The 14,818-nt window shown below is 73.7% G+C and carries 16 protein-coding genes, 1 tRNA gene, 1 other RNA gene and 1 pseudogene; 14 read left to right on the top strand and 5 right to left on the bottom strand.

The genetic code is table 11. From position 1 onward, the window contains the following. Nucleotides 1-372: 372 nt before the first annotated feature. The gene (locus ETP66_RS02995; protein WP_201738453.1) at nucleotides 373-726 is read left to right on the top strand and encodes a DUF1640 domain-containing protein; all 354 of its coding nucleotides are present in this window, start codon (nucleotides 373-375) and stop codon (nucleotides 724-726) included. Between the two features lie 203 nt (nucleotides 727-929). On the opposite strand, the pseudogene ETP66_RS12110 reads toward ETP66_RS02995, so the two are convergent. The 5 genes and pseudogenes from ETP66_RS12110 to ETP66_RS02970 form a co-directional block, all read right to left on the bottom strand. After that, a pseudogene (locus ETP66_RS12110) lies at nucleotides 930-1,055 on the bottom strand (nucleotidyltransferase family protein); the annotation flags it as partial. Nucleotides 1,056-1,103: 48 nt separating this feature from the next. Continuing rightward, nucleotides 1,104-1,754 carry a chromosome segregation protein ScpA gene (locus tag ETP66_RS02985; RefSeq protein ID WP_130840462.1) on the bottom strand — a complete coding sequence of 217 codons (651 nt, stop codon included), beginning with the start codon at nucleotides 1,752-1,754 and terminating at the stop codon, nucleotides 1,104-1,106. Further along, nucleotides 1,751-2,764 carry a tryptophan--tRNA ligase gene (gene trpS / locus ETP66_RS02980; RefSeq protein ID WP_130840460.1) on the bottom strand — a complete coding sequence of 338 codons (1,014 nt, stop codon included), beginning with the start codon at nucleotides 2,762-2,764 and terminating at the stop codon, nucleotides 1,751-1,753. The genes ETP66_RS02985 and trpS overlap by 4 nt, the downstream gene beginning before the upstream one ends. A 47-nt stretch (nucleotides 2,765-2,811) precedes the next feature. Next, nucleotides 2,812-2,898: transfer RNA gene (locus tag ETP66_RS02975), tRNA-Leu, on the bottom strand. A 43-nt stretch (nucleotides 2,899-2,941) separates the two neighbouring features. After that, on the bottom strand, nucleotides 2,942-3,121 hold the full coding sequence (locus ETP66_RS02970; RefSeq protein ID WP_130840458.1) for a hypothetical protein: 180 nt from the start codon (nucleotides 3,119-3,121) through the stop codon (nucleotides 2,942-2,944). A 43-nt stretch (nucleotides 3,122-3,164) separates the two neighbouring features. Here ETP66_RS02970 and rnpB point away from each other — a divergent pair. The 13 genes from rnpB (at nucleotide 3,165) to ETP66_RS02905 (ending at nucleotide 14,813) form a co-directional block, all read left to right on the top strand. Next, an RNA gene (gene rnpB, locus ETP66_RS02965) (RNase P RNA component class A) lies at nucleotides 3,165-3,534 on the top strand. A gap of 187 nt (nucleotides 3,535-3,721) precedes the next feature. Then, entirely contained in the window at nucleotides 3,722-4,156 is a 435-nt protein-coding gene (mraZ, locus tag ETP66_RS02960; protein WP_130840456.1) for a division/cell wall cluster transcriptional repressor MraZ, read from the top strand. A 4-nt stretch (nucleotides 4,157-4,160) separates the two neighbouring features. After that, on the top strand, nucleotides 4,161-5,021 hold the full coding sequence (rsmH, locus tag ETP66_RS02955; RefSeq protein ID WP_130840454.1) for a 16S rRNA (cytosine(1402)-N(4))-methyltransferase RsmH: 861 nt from the start codon (nucleotides 4,161-4,163) through the stop codon (nucleotides 5,019-5,021). Next, the gene (locus ETP66_RS02950; RefSeq protein ID WP_130840453.1) at nucleotides 5,018-5,263 is read left to right on the top strand and encodes a hypothetical protein; all 246 of its coding nucleotides are present in this window, start codon (nucleotides 5,018-5,020) and stop codon (nucleotides 5,261-5,263) included. The genes rsmH and ETP66_RS02950 overlap by 4 nt, the downstream gene beginning before the upstream one ends. Next, entirely contained in the window at nucleotides 5,260-6,579 is a 1,320-nt protein-coding gene (locus ETP66_RS02945) for a peptidoglycan D,D-transpeptidase FtsI family protein (protein WP_130840489.1), read from the top strand. The genes ETP66_RS02950 and ETP66_RS02945 overlap by 4 nt, the downstream gene beginning before the upstream one ends. Further along, nucleotides 6,563-7,870, top strand: a complete 1,308-nt coding sequence (locus tag ETP66_RS02940; RefSeq protein ID WP_201738452.1) for a UDP-N-acetylmuramoyl-tripeptide--D-alanyl-D-alanine ligase — start codon at nucleotides 6,563-6,565, stop codon at nucleotides 7,868-7,870. Before ETP66_RS02945 ends, ETP66_RS02940 begins: the two co-directional genes overlap by 17 nt. Continuing rightward, nucleotides 7,858-8,559: a hypothetical protein gene (locus tag ETP66_RS02935; protein WP_130840449.1), complete on the top strand. Its 702-nt coding sequence runs from the start codon at nucleotides 7,858-7,860 to the stop codon at nucleotides 8,557-8,559. The genes ETP66_RS02940 and ETP66_RS02935 overlap by 13 nt, the downstream gene beginning before the upstream one ends. Beyond that, a complete protein-coding gene (locus tag ETP66_RS02930; protein ID WP_130840447.1) occupies nucleotides 8,550-9,413 on the top strand; it encodes a phospho-N-acetylmuramoyl-pentapeptide-transferase in 864 nt (287 codons plus the stop codon). Before ETP66_RS02935 ends, ETP66_RS02930 begins: the two co-directional genes overlap by 10 nt. After that, a complete protein-coding gene (gene murD, locus ETP66_RS02925) occupies nucleotides 9,410-10,660 on the top strand; it encodes a UDP-N-acetylmuramoyl-L-alanine--D-glutamate ligase (protein ID WP_130840445.1) in 1,251 nt (416 codons plus the stop codon). The genes ETP66_RS02930 and murD overlap by 4 nt, the downstream gene beginning before the upstream one ends. After that, entirely contained in the window at nucleotides 10,639-11,673 is a 1,035-nt protein-coding gene (locus tag ETP66_RS02920) for an FtsW/RodA/SpoVE family cell cycle protein (protein ID WP_130840443.1), read from the top strand. Before murD ends, ETP66_RS02920 begins: the two co-directional genes overlap by 22 nt. Continuing rightward, nucleotides 11,670-12,689 (top strand): UDP-N-acetylglucosamine--N-acetylmuramyl-(pentapeptide) pyrophosphoryl-undecaprenol N-acetylglucosamine transferase, encoded by a 1,020-nt coding sequence (locus ETP66_RS02915; RefSeq protein ID WP_130840441.1) that lies wholly within the window; start codon nucleotides 11,670-11,672, stop codon nucleotides 12,687-12,689. The genes ETP66_RS02920 and ETP66_RS02915 overlap by 4 nt, the downstream gene beginning before the upstream one ends. Next, nucleotides 12,686-14,026 carry a UDP-N-acetylmuramate--L-alanine ligase gene (locus ETP66_RS02910; RefSeq protein ID WP_130840439.1) on the top strand — a complete coding sequence of 447 codons (1,341 nt, stop codon included), beginning with the start codon at nucleotides 12,686-12,688 and terminating at the stop codon, nucleotides 14,024-14,026. Before ETP66_RS02915 ends, ETP66_RS02910 begins: the two co-directional genes overlap by 4 nt. After that, a complete protein-coding gene (locus ETP66_RS02905) occupies nucleotides 14,016-14,813 on the top strand; it encodes a UDP-N-acetylmuramate dehydrogenase (protein WP_130840437.1) in 798 nt (265 codons plus the stop codon). The genes ETP66_RS02910 and ETP66_RS02905 overlap by 11 nt, the downstream gene beginning before the upstream one ends. The last annotated feature ends 5 nt before the right edge of the window (nucleotides 14,814-14,818 follow it).

The raw sequence follows: 14,818 nt of genomic DNA, 5'->3' as shown, positions 1-14,818 counted from the left end.
CACCGCCTTGCGGAAGGGCCGGGTGGCCTCCTTGAGCGCCTTGGGGGAAAGGCGCAGGGCAGGCCCTCCAGGAGCTCGTGCCGCTCCTCCTGGGAGGCCTCCCAGGCCAGGTACTCTTCGGCCCCCATGGGGCGGAGGCGCTTGGCGGCCTCTCCCACGGGCCCCATTCTAACCCCGCCCGGGACATGCTACCCTAAGGGCAGGCATGACCACCGAGGAGCGCCTCTACAAGCTGGAGGGGATCGTGGAAGGGGTCATGGCCACCCTCCCCTCCCGGGTGGCGGGGGTGGAAAACCGCATGGACCTCCTGCGGCAGGAGCTCAAGGGGGAGCTGCAGGCCCTGCGGCAGGAGGTCAAGGANTGGAAGGGGTCATGGCCACCCTCCCCTCCCGGGTGGCGGGGGTGGAAAACCGCATGGACCTCCTGCGGCAGGAGCTCAAGGGGGAGCTGCAGGCCCTGCGGCAGGAGGTCAAGGAGGAAATCCAAGCCCTGCGCCAGGAAGTCAGGGAGGAAATCCAAGCCCTGCGGCTGGAGGTCAGGGGGGAAATCCAGGCCCTGCGCCAGGAGCTCAAGGGGGATGTTCACGCGTTGCGCCAGGAGGTTATGGGAGAAATCCAGGCCCTGCGCCAGAAGGTCAAGGGGGACATCCACGCCGCCCTCAACCGGCTCATGCTCTACTTCACCGCCCTGGCCGCCGCCTTGGCCCTGCTCACCCTCCTGCGCTAGACAAGCCATCGCTCGTAAAGCCGCCAGTCACGCAACCCTTAGCGCCTCCCGCTCCACCTGCCCCCGCAGCTCGGGCCGCAAAGCCCCCTCCGTGGCCAGGTCCACCCGCGTGCCCAAAACCTCCTCAAAAAAAGCTTCAGGCCCATATACCCCAGAAAACCCGGGCGGCGCGCGAAGCGCACCAGGAAGTCCACATCGCTCCCCGGCCCGGCTTCCCCGCGAGCGGTGGAACCGAAAAGATAAAGGGCTTCCACCCCGAAGCGCTGCCGCAACGCCTCCAGGTGTGGGGCCAGCCTGCTTTGGACCTCCTCGAGGCGCACCGCCCCCATTCTACAAAACGCCAAGACCCCAGGAGCGCCCCCCGGCACCCAAGCCCCCTACGCCAGCCGCCTCCCCTCCAGTGCCCCCTTCGCCTCCACCCAGAGGGGACCGAAGGGTTCTTCCTGGCATAGCCGCACCAGGCCCAGGCGGTGGGCTTCCAGGAGGGCGGCGAAGCCCACCGCCCTTTCCCCCCAGCCCCGCAAGGGGAGGCGGTGGAAGGCCACCCGCCCCCTTAGGAAGGGCCTCAGCCGCTCCCAGGCCTCCCGCAGGCCGAAGCCCTCCCGGGGCAGGGCCAGCACCGCCTTGCGGAAGGGCCGGGCGGCCTCCCTGAGCGCCCTGGGGGAAAGGCGCAGGGCGGGCTTGGGCACCGGGGGCGGGGCCACGGGGAGGAGCCGGGCCCGCCGCCGGAGGCGCTCCTCCAAAAAGGCCACGGTTTCGGAAAGGTCCACCAGCACCCGCACGATGGGGGCCTCCTCCCCTTCCTCCTTCGGGGTGAGGGCCTTCTCCGGGGCAAGCTTCAGCACCAGAAGTTCGGCCAGAAGGGGCAAAAGCTCCGCCCGGGCGCGGAGGTCCTCCGGCACCTGGGCCAGGGCCTGCTCCACGATGAGGAGCACAGGAAGCCCCCTGGGGGAAACCCGACCCCGCCTGAGGGCCTCCCGCAACTCCTGCGGCGCGCCGGAAAACCCGGGGAACTCGAGGCGGATCACCGGTACACCGGGCGCTTCGCGGGGAGAAGGAGCCCCACCTTCTCCCGCACCTCCTCCATGGTGGCCTGGGCCACCGCCCGCGCCCGCCTGGCCCCCTCCAGGAGGGCGTCCATCACGTGGTCGGGGTGCTTTTTGAGCTGCTCGGCCCGCTCCCGGATGGGGCGGAGGACCTTCATCATCTCCTCGAAGAGGATCCGCTTCACCACCAGGGTGCCGATCCCCGCCTTGCGGTACTCCTCCTTCAGGGCCGCCACCAGCTCCTTGGGGGCGAAGTAGCCGAGGTAGGTGAAGACCACCGTGCGCTCCGGGTCCCCGGGGTCCGCAAGGCGGATCCTCTGGGGGTCGTCGGGGAGGTGGCGGATCTTCTCCCAGATGCTCCTTTCGTCCTCCAGAAGGCCGATGGTGTTCCCCAGGGACTTGCTCATCTTGGCCTTGCCGTCGATGCCCGGCACCCGGGGGGCCTCGGGGTTCAGGAGGGCTTCGGGCTCGGGGAAGGTCTCCCCGAAGAGGGCGTTGAAGCGCCTTGCGATCTCCCGGGTGAGCTCGATGTGCTGCACCTGGTCCTCCCCCACGGGGACGGTGTCCGCCTTGTAGACCAGGATGTCCGCCGCCTGCAGCACGGGGTACATGAGGAGGCCGCTCCAGACCGCCTCCTGCTTGGCGGCCTTGTCCTTGAACTGGGTCATGCGGGTGAGGTCCCCCAGGGGGGTGAGGGTGGTGAAGACCCAGGCGAGCTCCGTGTGCTCGGGCACGTGGGACTGGACGAAGAGGGTGACCCGTTCCGGGTCGAGCCCGGCGGCCATGTTCACCAGGGCGGCCTCAAAGGTGCGCTGGGCCAGGGTGCTGGGGTCGTAGGCCAGGGGGTTGGTGAGGGCGTGGTAGTCCACGATGCAGAAGAAGGCCTCCCGCCCCAAGCGCTCCCCCAGCTCCACCCACTGCCGGATGGCCCCCAGGTAGTTGCCGATGTGGATCTCCCCCGAGGGCTGGATGCCGGAGAGAACCCGCGTCATGGGCCTAAGTGTAGCAAAAGGCCAGGGCCCCCTCCTGGGGGCCCTCCTGGTGCCGGGGGCGGGACTTGAACCCGCACGTCCGCGAGGACACACGACCCTGAATCGTGCGCGTCTACCAATTCCGCCACCCCGGCAGACGCAAGGGTCATTCTAGGGGGATGGGCCCCCCTCGTCAAGCTAGGGCGGGGGGAGGCGGCGCCAGGAGGGGCGGCCCAGGCGGCGTAGCCGCTGCCAGAGGAGCCAGAGGCCCGCCCCCAGGAGGGCGAGGGCGGCCAGGGACCAGAGGAGGGCCAGGGCGCCAAGCCCCACCAGGGCCAGGAAGAGGAAAAGGAGGGGGGTGTACCAGGGAAGCCGCACCCCTTCACCTTAGCAGGGCCGGGGGTTAGAATGAAGGGTGCCCCGGGACAGGGGTGCGGTCGCGCCCGGAGGCCAACCCCTCCGGGTGAGGAAAGTCCGGGCACCATAGGGCAGGGTGCCAGCTAACGGCTGGGCGGGGCAACCCGACGGAAAGTGCCACAGAGAAGAGACCGCCAGCGGCCGGGCCCAAGGGCCCGGTGCGGGCAAGGGTGAAACGGCGGGGTAAGAGCCCACCGCGCCTCCTGGCAACAGGGGCGGCACGGCAAACCCCACCCGGTGCAAGGCCCGGTAGAGGGGAAGGGCTGGCCCGGCCCGCCGCAACCCCTGGGATGGGCCGCTTGAGGCCGCGGGCGACCGCGGTCCCAGAGAGATGACCGCAGAAACAGAACCCGGCTTACGCCCTGTCCCGGTTCCCCCGAGCGCAGGCTCGGGGGGTTCCTTTTCCCCGGAGGTGGGGCACTGGTGGGTGGCAGGTGGGAGGGAGTGGAAATCTGTGGGGGAACCATGGTATACTGCCGCCCGTAAAGCCTTCTCCGGGCAGGGCCAAGGCGGGCCTCCCCGCACGGGTCCCGAGAACCGGAAGGTGGGAGGGGGTGGGAGATGCCCTTCGGGGAGTACCAGTACAGCCTGGACGACAAGGGGCGGGTGGTGGTCCCCGCCCCCTTCCGGGACTTCCTGGAGGACGGCCTGGTGCTCACCCGGGGGATGGAGGGCTGCCTTTACGTCTTCCCCTCGGACCGCTGGCGCAAGATCGAGGAGCAGCTGGTGAACCTCCCCCTCACCGACGCCGAGGCCCGGGCCTTCGTGCGCTTCTTCTACTCCGGGGCCCACAAGACCCGCATGGACAACGCCTCCCGGGTCCTCATCCCACCCCCCCTGCGCCAGTTCGCGGGCCTGGAGGAGGGGAGCGAGGTGGTCATCGCCGGGGCCCCGGGGAGGCTGGAGATCTGGAGCCAGGAGCGCTGGTGGAAGGCCATCGAGGCCATCATGCAAAGCCCCCCCGCCCCCGAGGCCCTGAGGGGACTGATCGGATAGCCCTATGGAGCCCGTCGCCCAGCACGTACCCGTCCTCTACCGGGAGGCTTTGGACCTCCTCCAGGTCCGGCCCGGGGAGGTGTACGTGGACGCCACCCTGGGCGGGGCGGGCCACGCCCGGGGGATCCTGGAGCGGGGTGGGCTGGTGATCGGCCTGGACCGGGACCCGGAGGCGGTCAAGAGGGCCCGGGCCCTGGGCCTGCCCGGCCTCAGGGTCTACCAGGCCAACTTCCGCCACCTTGGGGAGGTGCTGCGGGAGGCGGGGGTGGCGCAGGTGGCGGGGGTCCTGGCGGACCTCGGGGTCTCCAGCCTCCAGCTGGAAGACCCCCGCCGGGGCTTCAGCTACCAGAGGGAAGGCCCCCTGGACATGCGCCTGGGGGAGGAGGGCCCCACCGCGGCGGAGGTGGTGAACCGGCTCCCCCTGGAGGAGCTCCGCCGCATCCTGCGGGACCTGGGGGAGGAGCGGGAGGCCCAGCGCATCGCCAGGGCCATCGTGGCCGCCCGGGAAAAGGCCCCCATCCGCACCACCACCCAGCTGGCGGAGATCGTGCGCCGGGCGGTGGGCTTCCGCCGGGCAGGCCATCCCGCCCGCAAGACCTTCCAGGCCCTGCGCCTCTACGTGAACGACGAGCTCGGGGCCCTGGCCGAGTTCCTGGAGCAGGCCCAGGAGGCCCTGGCTCCCGGAGGGCGGCTCGTGGTCATCGCCTTTCACTCCCTGGAGGACCGCCTGGTGAAGCGCTTCCTCCGGGAAAGCGGCCTCAAGGTCCTCACCCCCAGGCCCCTCACCCCGGGCCCCGAGGAGGTGGCGAGGAACCCCAGGGCCCGCAGCGCCAAGCTGCGGGCGGCGGCGAAGGAGGGGGCATGAGGACGGTGTGGCGCTTCGGCCTCCTCTACCTCCTGGCCCTTCTCCTGGTCTTCGCCCTGGGCCACGGCAACCAGATGGAGCGGGCCCGCCTGCAGGCCCTGAAGGAGCGGCTGGCCGCCTTGGAGGCCCAGGAGGAGGCCCTCCTCCGGGAGGGGTGGGAGGCCACCCGGCCCCACCGGGTCCTGGAGTGGGCCGAGCGGGAGGGCTTCGTGCCCATGAGCCGGGGGAGGTGGGTCCGGTGACCGCGGGGGCGAGCCGGGTGCCCCTGGTCCTCCTGGGCTTCGCCCTCTGGACGGTGCTCTTCGCCCTGGGGGTCCACGCCCTGGTGGCCCACCCTCCCCGGCTCCCTCCCCCACCCCCGCCCCCCGCCCCGCCCCGGGGGGCCTTTTACGCCCAGGACGGCACCCCCCTGGCCGTAAGCCTCCGGGGAGGCCGCCACTACCCCTTGGGAAAGAGCATGAGCCAGCTTTTGGGCTTCGGGGAGCGGGCCACGGGCCGGGGCCTGGAGGGGCTGGAGCGGGACCTGAACGCCGCCCTGAGCGAGGGGCGCTCCTTCACCCTCACCCTGGACCCCTGGGTGCAGGCCATGGCGGAGCGGGCCCTCTGGGCGGGCCTGGCCCGAAGCCGGGGGGCCTTCGCCTCCCTGGTGGTCCTGGACCCGGAGGGCAGGCTGGTGGCGGTGGCCAACGGGCCCCCCTTCGACCCCCTGGCCCCCCGCGGGGACCCGGAGAAGGACATCGCCTGGCGCAACCACGCCTTCCTGGTGCCCCTGGAGCCGGGCTCCACGGTCAAGGCCCTCACCGCCGCCATGCTCCTGGAGGAGGGCCTGGCCACCCTCGCCACCCGGGTGGAGGCTCCCCCCTTCCGGGTGGTGGAGGGCTGGACCATCCGCGACCCCCTGCCCCACCCCCCGGTCCTTACCCTCACCGAGGTGCTGGGCCACTCCTCCAACGTGGGCATCAGCCTGCTGGCCGAGAGGCTGCCCAAGGAGGCTTTCTACGGCTACCTGGAGCGCCTGGGCCTCACCGCCGGCAGCCCCCTCCCCGGGGTGCGGGTGGCCCCGGCGGTGGTCCGCCCCCCCAGGGAGTGGAGCCGGGCGGCCTACGCCAACCACACCTTCGGCCAGGGCTTCCTGGTCACCCCCCTGCACCTGGCGGCGGCCTTCGCCGCCCTGGCGGACGGGGTGTACCGTCCCCCCCGGCTTCTCGCCGACCAAGAGGCCCGGGAGGTGCGGGTCTTCTCCCAGGCCACGGCGGCGGCGGTGCGCCGGGCCCTGGAGGAGACCCTGGCCCCCCGGGCCCGCCTTCCCGGCTACCCCCTGGCGGGCAAGACGGGCACGGCCCAGGTGGTGGTGGAGGGGCGCTACTCCCGGGAGGTCTTCACCGCCTGGTTCGCGGGCTTCGTCCCCGGGGACCGGCCCCTCTACACCGTGGCGGTGGCCGTCCACCACCCCAAGGGGGAGGTCTACGGCAGCCTGGTGGCCGCCCCCATCTTCCGGGAGGTGGCCGCGGGGCTCTTGGCCTACCGGGGGGTGCCCCCCTATGCTGAAGGGCGGTGAGTGGGTTGTGCATGTTGCGCATGTTAGGGAAGTGACGCCGGAGTGGGTGGCCGCGGCCACCGGGGGGAGGCTCCACCCCGGGGGGCGCCCGGTGCGGGACCTCCACTGGGACAGCCGCCAGGTGGCGCCGGGAGGCCTCTTCGTGGCCCTGCCCGGGGCGAGGGTCCACGGCCGGGCTTTCGCAGGGGAGGCCCTGGAGCGGGGGGCCCACCTGCTCCTCAGCGACCGGCCGGGGTGGGCCACGGTGGAGGTGGCCAACCCCTACCGGGCCCTCCTCCGCCTGGGCCGGGCCCTCAGGGACCTCTTCCCCGGGCCGGTGGTGGCCGTGGGGGGGAGTACAGGCAAGACCACCACCAAGGAGGCCCTCGCCCAGGCCCTGGGCTTCCCTGCCCCGCCCGGCAACCAGAACACCGCCCCCCCCCTGGCCCGCCACTTCCTGGGCCTGGACCCCAGGGCCCCGGGGACGGTGGTGGAGCTGGGGGTGGACCGGGTGGGGGAGATGGCCGAGCTCATGGCCCTGGCCCGGCCCCACCTGGCGGTCCTCACCGCCTTGGGGGAGGAGCACCTCCTGGCCTTTGGGGACCTCGAGGGGGTGGTGCGGGAGGAGGCGGGGCTCCTCCAGGCGCCGGAGGCCCTGGTGAGCCTGCAGGCCCAGGAGGTCCTCCGGGCCTTCGGCCACGGGAGTTTCCTCACCTACGGCTTCGGGGAGGCCACCTTTCCCGGGGAGGGCCTGGAGCTCCTCCCCGAGGGGAGCCGCTTCCGCTACCGGGGCCTCCCGGTACGGGTACCCTACCCCGGCCTGGGCCCCGCCCTGGGGGCCCTGGCGGCCCTGGCGGTGGGGGAGGTTTTGGGGAAGGACCTCAAGGAGGTGGCGGAGCGCCTGGCCGCCCTCACCCTCCCCCCGGGGCGGATGGAGCGGCAGGAGAGGGGCGGGGTGGTCTTCCTGAACGACGCCTACAACGCCAACCCCCTCTCGGTGGAGGCCGGGCTGCGGTGGCTGGCCGCCCAGCCCGGGCGGAAGTGGGCCGTCCTGGGGGAGATGCGGGAGCTGGGGGAGGAGGCGCCAAGGCTCCACCTGCGGGTGGCGGAGGCGGCGGCCCGGCTGGGCCTCAGGCCCCTCTACCTGGGGCCCCACGCCGAGGCCCAGGCCGCCCTGGGGGGGGAGGCGGCGGGAAGCCTGGAGGAGGCCCTCCGCTGGCTGAAGGCGCGGGTGGCCCCCGGGGACCTGGTCTACCTGAAGGCCTCCCGGGCCCTGGGGCTGGAGCGAATCCTGGAGCTATGGGACGCCTGATCCTCCTCCTCCCCCTCCTCTTCGCCTGCGCCCCCCTGGGGGGGGAGGCCCCCCTCCTCCCCTACCCCGGGGGCTTCGCCCAGGGGGGGCTGGTGACGGGCCGCTTCCAGGTGGCCCTTCCCGGCACCCCCCTCCTCCTGGACGCGGACGGGGAGGCCCTCTACGCCGCCTACCCCTTCCAGCTCCTGGTCTTCCGGGAAGGCCGCCTGGAAAGCCTCCCCCTCCCCGGGGTGCCCCGCTTCCTGAGGGCCGCTCCCCGGCCGGTGGTGGGCCTGGGGGAGGGGGTGTGGGCCGAGGGGGAGGTCCTCCCCTACCCCGCCCGGGACGCGGCCCTCACCGGGGAGGGGCTCCTCTGGGTGGGGGCGGGGGGGCTCTACCGGGACCGGGACCTCCTCCGCCCCGGGGCCTTCCGCCAGGTGGTGGCCTGGGGGGGAGGGGTGGTGGCCCTGGGGGAGGAGGCCCTCTTCCACCCCGAGGGGTGGCGGCTTCCCCTCCCGGGGGCGGTGCGGCAGGCCCAGGCCTCCGCCTGCGGGGTGGTGGCCCTCCTGGAGGGGGGCCGGGTCTACCTGGTGGGCCTCGAGGGGGCCAGGCCCCTGGCCGAGGCGGAGGCCTTCGCCGCCTGGGAGGAGTGGGTCTACCTGGCCCCCGGGCCCCGCACCCTGAGCTGCCGGGAGGTGGCATGGCCCTAGCCCTGGCCCTCCTCCTCGCCTGGTTCCTCACCGCGGCCTGGATGGCCCTCATGCGGGGCCTGGGCCTGGGGAAGCGGGTCCGGCGCGAGGGGCCCCAAAGCCACCTGGCCAAGGAGGGCACCCCCAGCATGGGGGGGGTGGCCTTCCTCCTGGCCGCCTTCCTGGCCTACCTGGCCGTGGGAGGGGACGGTCTGGGGGCGCTTTGGCTTTTGGCCCTGGGCTTCGCCCTCCTGGGCCTTTTGGACGACCTCGGGGGGAGCCTCTTCCGGCCCCTCAGGGCCCGGGAGAAGCTCCTCTTCCAGGGGCTCATGGCCCTGGTCTTCGCCCTCTGGGCGGTGCGCCAGGTGGCCTACACCCCCTGGCCCCTCCTGGACGTCCTCCTCATCGCCCTGGCGGTGGTGGGGGCCGCCAACGCCTTCAACTTCACCGACGGGCTGGACGGGCTTCTGGCCAGCGTGGCCGCCATCCTCCTCCTCCCCTTCTACCCCTACCCCCTGGCCCAGGCCCTCCTCGGGGGGGTGCTGGGCTTCCTCTGGCACAACGCCCCCCGGGCCAAGGTCTTCATGGGGGACACGGGGAGCCAGGCCCTGGGGGCGGCGGTGGCAGGGCTTTTCGTCCTCACGGGGAAGCTCTGGCTCCTGCCCCTGGCGGCCATCGTGCCCGTCTTGGAGGTGCTCTCCGTGGTGGCCCAGGTCCTCCACTTCCGGCGCACGGGCAGGCGGCTTCTGCGCATGAGCCCCCTGCACCACCACTTCGAGCTCCTGGGCTGGGAGGAGGGCAAGATCGTCTTCCGCTTCGCGGTGGTCACCGCTCTGGCCACCGCCTTGGCCTTCGGCCTGGGAGGTGGGGCGTGATCCTGGTCTACGGCCTGGGGCGGAGCGGGCTCGGGGTGCTCCGCTTCCTGAGGCGGCGGGGGCTTCCCGCCCGCTTCTACGACGACCGGCCCCAGGAGGCGGAGGTCCGGGAGGCCCTGGCCCTGGGCTTCGCCCCCGACTGGGCCCTGGAGGGGGCCTACCGGGAGGTGGTGGCCGCCCCCGGGGTGCCCCTGGAGCACCCCCACCTGGAGCGCCTGCGGCAGGGGGGGGCCCGGGTGCTGGGGGAGGCGGAGCTGGCCTACCGCCTCTCCCCCACCCCCCTGATCGGGATCACCGGCACCGCGGGGAAGACCACCACCACCCTCTTCACCGCCCACCTCCTCAGGGGGCAGGGCCTGCGGGCCCTGGCCGGGGGGAACGTGGACCCACCCCTGGTGGAGGTGGTGGACGGGGCCGAGGTGGCGGTGGCCGAGCTCTCCAGCTTCCAGCTGGAGCGGGTCCACGCCTTCCGCCCCCGGGTGGCGGTCCTCCTCAACCTGGGGGTGGACCACCTGGACCGGCACGGGAGCCTCGAGGCCTACCACCGGGCCAAGCTGAACCTCCTCCGGAACCTCACCCCCGCAGACGCCCTGGTCTACAACCGGGAGGACCCCCGGGTGCGGGCAGCGGCGGAGGCCTCCCCCGCCCGGGCCTACCCCTTCGCCCCGGCGGAGGACCCCCGGGAGAGCAACCTGCGGGCGGCCCTGGCGGCCACCCGGGCCTACCTGGACCTCCTGGGGCGCAGGCTGGACGAGGGGGCCCTGCGGGCCAGCCTGGAGGACCTGCCCACCCCCCCCCACCGCTTCCAGCCCTTCGCCCGCAAGGGGGAGGTGGTCTTCATCGACGACTCCATGGCCACCCGCACCCAGGCGGTGGCCGCGGCCCTGCGGGCCGCCCCCGCCCCCATCGCCTGGATCCTGGGGGGGGAGGACAAGGGGGCGGACCTGGCCCCCCTGAGGCCCCTCCTCCCCCGGGTGCGGGTGGCCCTGGCCATCGGCCGGGACGGGCCCCGCCTGGCCCAGGGCCTAGGGGGGGTGGAGGTGGTGGTGATCGGGGAGCGGGAGGGGCGGGCCGCCCTGCGCCGGGCGGTGGCCGAGGCCCTGGGGCGCCTGGAAAGGGGGAGCGTCCTCCTGGCCCCCTTGGCGGCCAGCTTCGACCAGTTCCAGGACTACCGGGAGCGCGCCCAGGCCTTCCGCGAGGCGGTCTTCTCCTTGGGAGGTGAACCGTGGACCCCGTCCTCCTCCTGAGCGCCCTCCTCCTTCTGGCCTTCGGCCTCCTGGGGGTGGGGGTGGCGGAGCCCAGCCTCCTGCCCGGCCACCTCCTGCGGGTGGGGCTGGCCCTCCTGGCCCTGGCCCTGGGGTTCCTCCTCTCCCCTAGGGCCCTCCTCCGCCACGGCCGGGCCCTCCTCTTCCTCAGCCTGGCCCTTCTGGCCCTGGTCCTCTGGCTGGGGGACGGGCCCGGGGGGGTGCGCCGCTGGTTCTACCTGGGGGCCTTCGCCTTCCAGCCCTCGGAGCTGGCCAAGGTGGCCCTGGTCTTCTACCTGGCCTCCTTCGTGGGGCGCAAGGGCCACGACTACCCCATCCTGGGGGCCGCGGTCCTGGCGGCGGCCACCGCCGGGCTGGTCCTGGTGCAGCCCGACTTCGCCACCGCCCTCTTTCTCCTCACCCTGAGCGGGCTTCTCTTCGTCCTGGCCGGGGTGCCCTGGCGTAGGCTGGTCACCGTCAGCCTGGCGGGGCTTCTGGCCCTGGCCCCCTTCTCCGGCTACTACCTGGCCCGCTTCAGCTACGTCTCCGAGCGCTTCGCAAGCTTCCTGGACTATCTGCAGGGAGAAGCCGACCCCGCCCAGGGGGCCTACCAGGTGGTCCAGGCCCAGAAGGCCATCCTCCTGGGAGGCCCCCTGGGCCAGGGGCCGGGGGGCGCCCTGCCCCACCTGCCCGAGGCCCACAACGACATGGTCTTCGCCGGCGTGGTCTTCGCCACCGGCTGGCTGGGGGGCGGGATGGTCCTCTTCCTGTACCTCCTCCTCTTCGCCCGGGGGATGGCCCTGGCCCTGAGGCTCCGGGGGCCGGAGAGCCTGGTGGCCCTGGGCCTCACCCTGTACCTCACCCTGCAGGCTGCCCTGAACATCGGGGTGGCCGTGGGCTTCCTCCCGGTCACGGGGGTGCCCCTGCCCCTGGTGTCCTACGGGGGCAGCTCCCTCCTGGTCTCGGGCCTGGCCGTGGGGGTGCTCCTGCGCCTGGCCAAGGAGGTGGGGCGGTGATCCTCCTCACGGGAGGGGGCACGGGGGGGCACCTCTTCCCCGCCCTGGCGGTGGCGGGGGAGCTCGGGCGCCGGGGGCACGGGGTCTTCTACCTGGGGGCCCTGGGGGGGCTGGAGGCCCGCCTCCTGCCGGAGGCGGGGCTTCCCCACGCCCTCATCCCCGCGGGCAAGCTGGACCGGGCCGCCTTCCGGCCCCGGGAGGCCCTGGGGCTCCTCCGGGGCCTCTGGGCCGCCCGCCGGGTCCTGCGGGAGGTGGCCCCCCGGGCGGTCCTCTCCACCGGGGGGTACGCGGGCTTCCCCGGGGCCTTCCTGGCGGAGCTCAAGGGGATTCCCGTCCTCCTCCACGAGCAAAACGCCCGCCTGGGCCTGGCCAACCGCCTCCTCCTGCCCCGGGCCCGGGGCCTGGCCCTCTCCCTGCCCCTTCCCCTGCCCCCGGGCCTTGGGCAGAAGGCCCGGCGCACGGGCTACCCCGTGCGGGAGGAACGCCACCCCAAGGCCGAGGCCAAGCGCCGTCTGGGCTTCGACCCGGGGAAGCCCCTCCTCCTGGTCCTGGGGGGGAGCCAGGGGAGCCTGGAACTCAACGAGCGCCTTCCCCCCCGCCTCAAGGCCCTGGGACTCCCGGTGCTCCACCAGGTGGGGGAGCGCTGGGTGGAGCGCTACCGCCACCTGGAGGGGGAGAGGTACCGGGTGGCGGGTTTCCTGGACGCCCCCCTGGCCATGAGCGCCGCCGACCTCCTCCTCGGCCGGGCGGGGGCGGGCACCCTGGCCGAGGCCGCCTACCACCGCCTCCCTGCCCTCCTCTTCCCCCTGCCCCCCAGCCTGGACGGGGGGGCGCAGGCGGCCAACGCCCGGGCCTACCAGGAGGCGGGGGGGGCGGAGCTTGCGGACTGGGAGGGCCTCGAGGCCCAGGTGGAGCGCCTCCTGGCCGACCCAGAACCCTACCGCAAGGGCATGGCCCGGCTTTCCCCCGAGGGAGCCGCGGGGCGGATCGCAGACTGGCTGGAGGAGTTCCTATGAAGCGGGCACACCTCATGGGCATCGAGGGGGTGGGGATGAGCGCCCTGGCCCGCCTCCTCCTGGCGGAGGGGGTGGAGGTCACCGGGTGCGACCTGGCCCCGGGGGGACGGGCCCGGGCCCTGGGGGTGCCGGTCCTCCGGGGGCACGACCCGGCCCACCTGGAGGGGGCGGACACCCTGGTGGTGCCCACCCCCATCCCCCCGGACCACCCGGAGGCGGCCGAGGCCCAAAGGCGGGGCCTGCGGGTGGTGCGGCGGATGGAGCTTCTGGCCCACCTCCTGGAGGGGAGGCCTTCCCTGGGGGTCACGGGCACCCACGGCAAGACCACCACCACGGGGATGCTGGCCAGCGTCCTCCTGGCCGCGGGCCTGGACCCCTGGGTCTTTCTGGGGGGGGACCTTAGCCTCCTCCCGGGGAACGCCCGCCCCGGGCGGGGCCCCCGGCTGGCGGAGGTGGACGAGTCCGACCCCCTCTTCCAGGGGGTGCGGGTGAGGGTGGCGGTGGCCACCAACCTGGAGGCCGACCACGTGGCCCCCCGGGGGCGGAGAGCCCCCAACTACCACGGGAGCTTGGAGGAGCTCCAGGCGGCCATGCGGGGTTTCCTCCTGGGGGCCGAGGTGGCCGTGGTCCCCGCCTCCGACCCCCTGCTCCTGGAGGCCTCCCGGGGGCTGCCCCGAAGGCTCTTCGGGGAGGGGGGGGAGGTTTGGGCCGAGGGGGTGGAGCTCGGGCCCTGGGGGAGCCGCTTCCTCCTCATCCACCGGGGGAGGCCCCTGGGAGAGGCCAGGCTGCAGGTCCCCGGGGCCCACAACGTGCAAAACGCCCTGGCCGCGGCCCTGGGGGCCCTGGCCTTCGGGGTGGAGGAGGGGGCGATCCTGGAAGGCCTGGCCCGCTTCCCCGGGGTGGGGCGGCGCTTCCAGCGGGTAGGGGAGGTGCGGGAGGCCCTGGTGGTGGACGACTACGCCCACCACCCCACGGAGGTGCGGGCTACCCTGGAGGCCGCCCGCCTCCTGGGGCGCAGGGTGCGGGTCCTCTTCCAGCCCCACCGCCTCCTCCGCACCCAGGAGCTTTGGGAGGCCTTCGCCCAAGCCCTGGCCCCCGCGGAGGAGGTGGTGGTCCTCCCCGTCTACACCGCCGGGGAACGGGGGGAGGTGAGCCCCGAAGGCCTGGCCCAAAGGATCGCCGAGCGCCTCCTGGCCCTGGGCACGGAGGCCCGCTTCCTGGAAAACGAAGAGGCCCTGGCCTACGCCCGGGCCACCGCCGCCCCCGGGGACCTGTGGCTGGCCCTGGGGGCGGGGGACGTAACCGAGCTGGCGCGGAGGCTCGTCCATGAGGGTTGAACGGGTGCTCCTCAAGGACCACACCACCCTGGGGGTGGGGGGCCCGGCGGAGCTTTGGACGGTGGAGACCCGGGAGGAGCTCCGGAGGGCCACCGAGGCCCCCTACCGGGTCCTGGGGAACGGCTCCAACCTCCTGGTCCGGGACGAGGGGGTGCCGGAGCGGGTGATCCGGCTGGCCGGGGAGTTCCAGGCCTACGACCTCAGGGGCTGGGTGGGGGCGGGGGCCCTCCTGCCCCTGCTGGTGCAGGAGGCCGCCCGGGCGGGGCTTTCCGGCCTGGAGGGCCTCCTGGGCATCCCCGCCCAGGTGGGAGGGGCGGTGCGGATGAACGCGGGCACCCGCTTCGGGGAGATGGCGGACGCCCTGGAGGCGGTGGAGGTCTACCACGAGGGCCGCTTCCAGGTCTACCTCCCCGAGGAGCTGGGCTTCGGCTACCGCACGAGCCGGCTTCCCCCGGGGGGCATCGTGACCCGGGTGCGCCTGCGGCTCCGGGAGCGCCCCCTGGAGGAGATCCAAAGGCGCCTGGCCGAGGTGGACGCTGCCCGCAAAGGCCAGCCCAAGCGGAAGAGCGCCGGCTGCGCCTTCAAAAACCCCCCGGGGCAGTCGGCGGGCAGGCTCATCGACGAGGGGGGCTTCAAGGGCCTCCGGGTGGGGGACGCCATGGTCTCCCCCGAGCACGGCAACTTCATCGTCAACCTGGGCCGGGCCACGGCCAAGGACGTTCTGGAGCTCCTCAGGCGCATCCAGGAGGAGCTTCCCCTGGAGCTGGAGTGGGAGGTCTGGCCGTGAGGTTA

Source organism: Thermus thermamylovorans (genome assembly GCF_004307015.1).
GTDB lineage: Bacteria > Deinococcota > Deinococci > Deinococcales > Thermaceae > Thermus > Thermus thermamylovorans.
Note: the sequence above shows the minus strand (reverse complement) of the source record. Positions and strands in the feature narration are given on the sequence as shown.

Excerpts from the sequence above, each read along its gene's own strand:
- ETP66_RS02910 (WP_130840439.1), top strand. The coding sequence starts at position 12,686 with ATGAAGCGGGCACACCTCATGGGCATCGAGGGGGTGGGGATGAGCGCC.
- ETP66_RS02950 (WP_130840453.1), top strand. The coding sequence starts at position 5,018 with ATGAGGACGGTGTGGCGCTTCGGCCTCCTCTACCTCCTGGCCCTTCTC.
- ETP66_RS02940 (WP_201738452.1), top strand. The coding sequence starts at position 6,563 with ATGCTGAAGGGCGGTGAGTGGGTTGTGCATGTTGCGCATGTTAGGGAA.
- ETP66_RS02930 (WP_130840447.1), top strand. The coding sequence starts at position 8,550 with ATGGCCCTAGCCCTGGCCCTCCTCCTCGCCTGGTTCCTCACCGCGGCC.
- ETP66_RS02995 (WP_201738453.1), top strand. The coding sequence starts at position 373 with ATGGCCACCCTCCCCTCCCGGGTGGCGGGGGTGGAAAACCGCATGGAC.
- ETP66_RS02935 (WP_130840449.1), top strand. The coding sequence starts at position 7,858 with ATGGGACGCCTGATCCTCCTCCTCCCCCTCCTCTTCGCCTGCGCCCCC.
- ETP66_RS02905 (WP_130840437.1), top strand. The coding sequence starts at position 14,016 with ATGAGGGTTGAACGGGTGCTCCTCAAGGACCACACCACCCTGGGGGTG.
- rsmH (WP_130840454.1), top strand. The coding sequence starts at position 4,161 with ATGGAGCCCGTCGCCCAGCACGTACCCGTCCTCTACCGGGAGGCTTTG.
- mraZ (WP_130840456.1), top strand. The coding sequence starts at position 3,722 with ATGCCCTTCGGGGAGTACCAGTACAGCCTGGACGACAAGGGGCGGGTG.
- trpS (WP_130840460.1), bottom strand. The coding sequence starts at position 2,764 with ATGACGCGGGTTCTCTCCGGCATCCAGCCCTCGGGGGAGATCCACATC.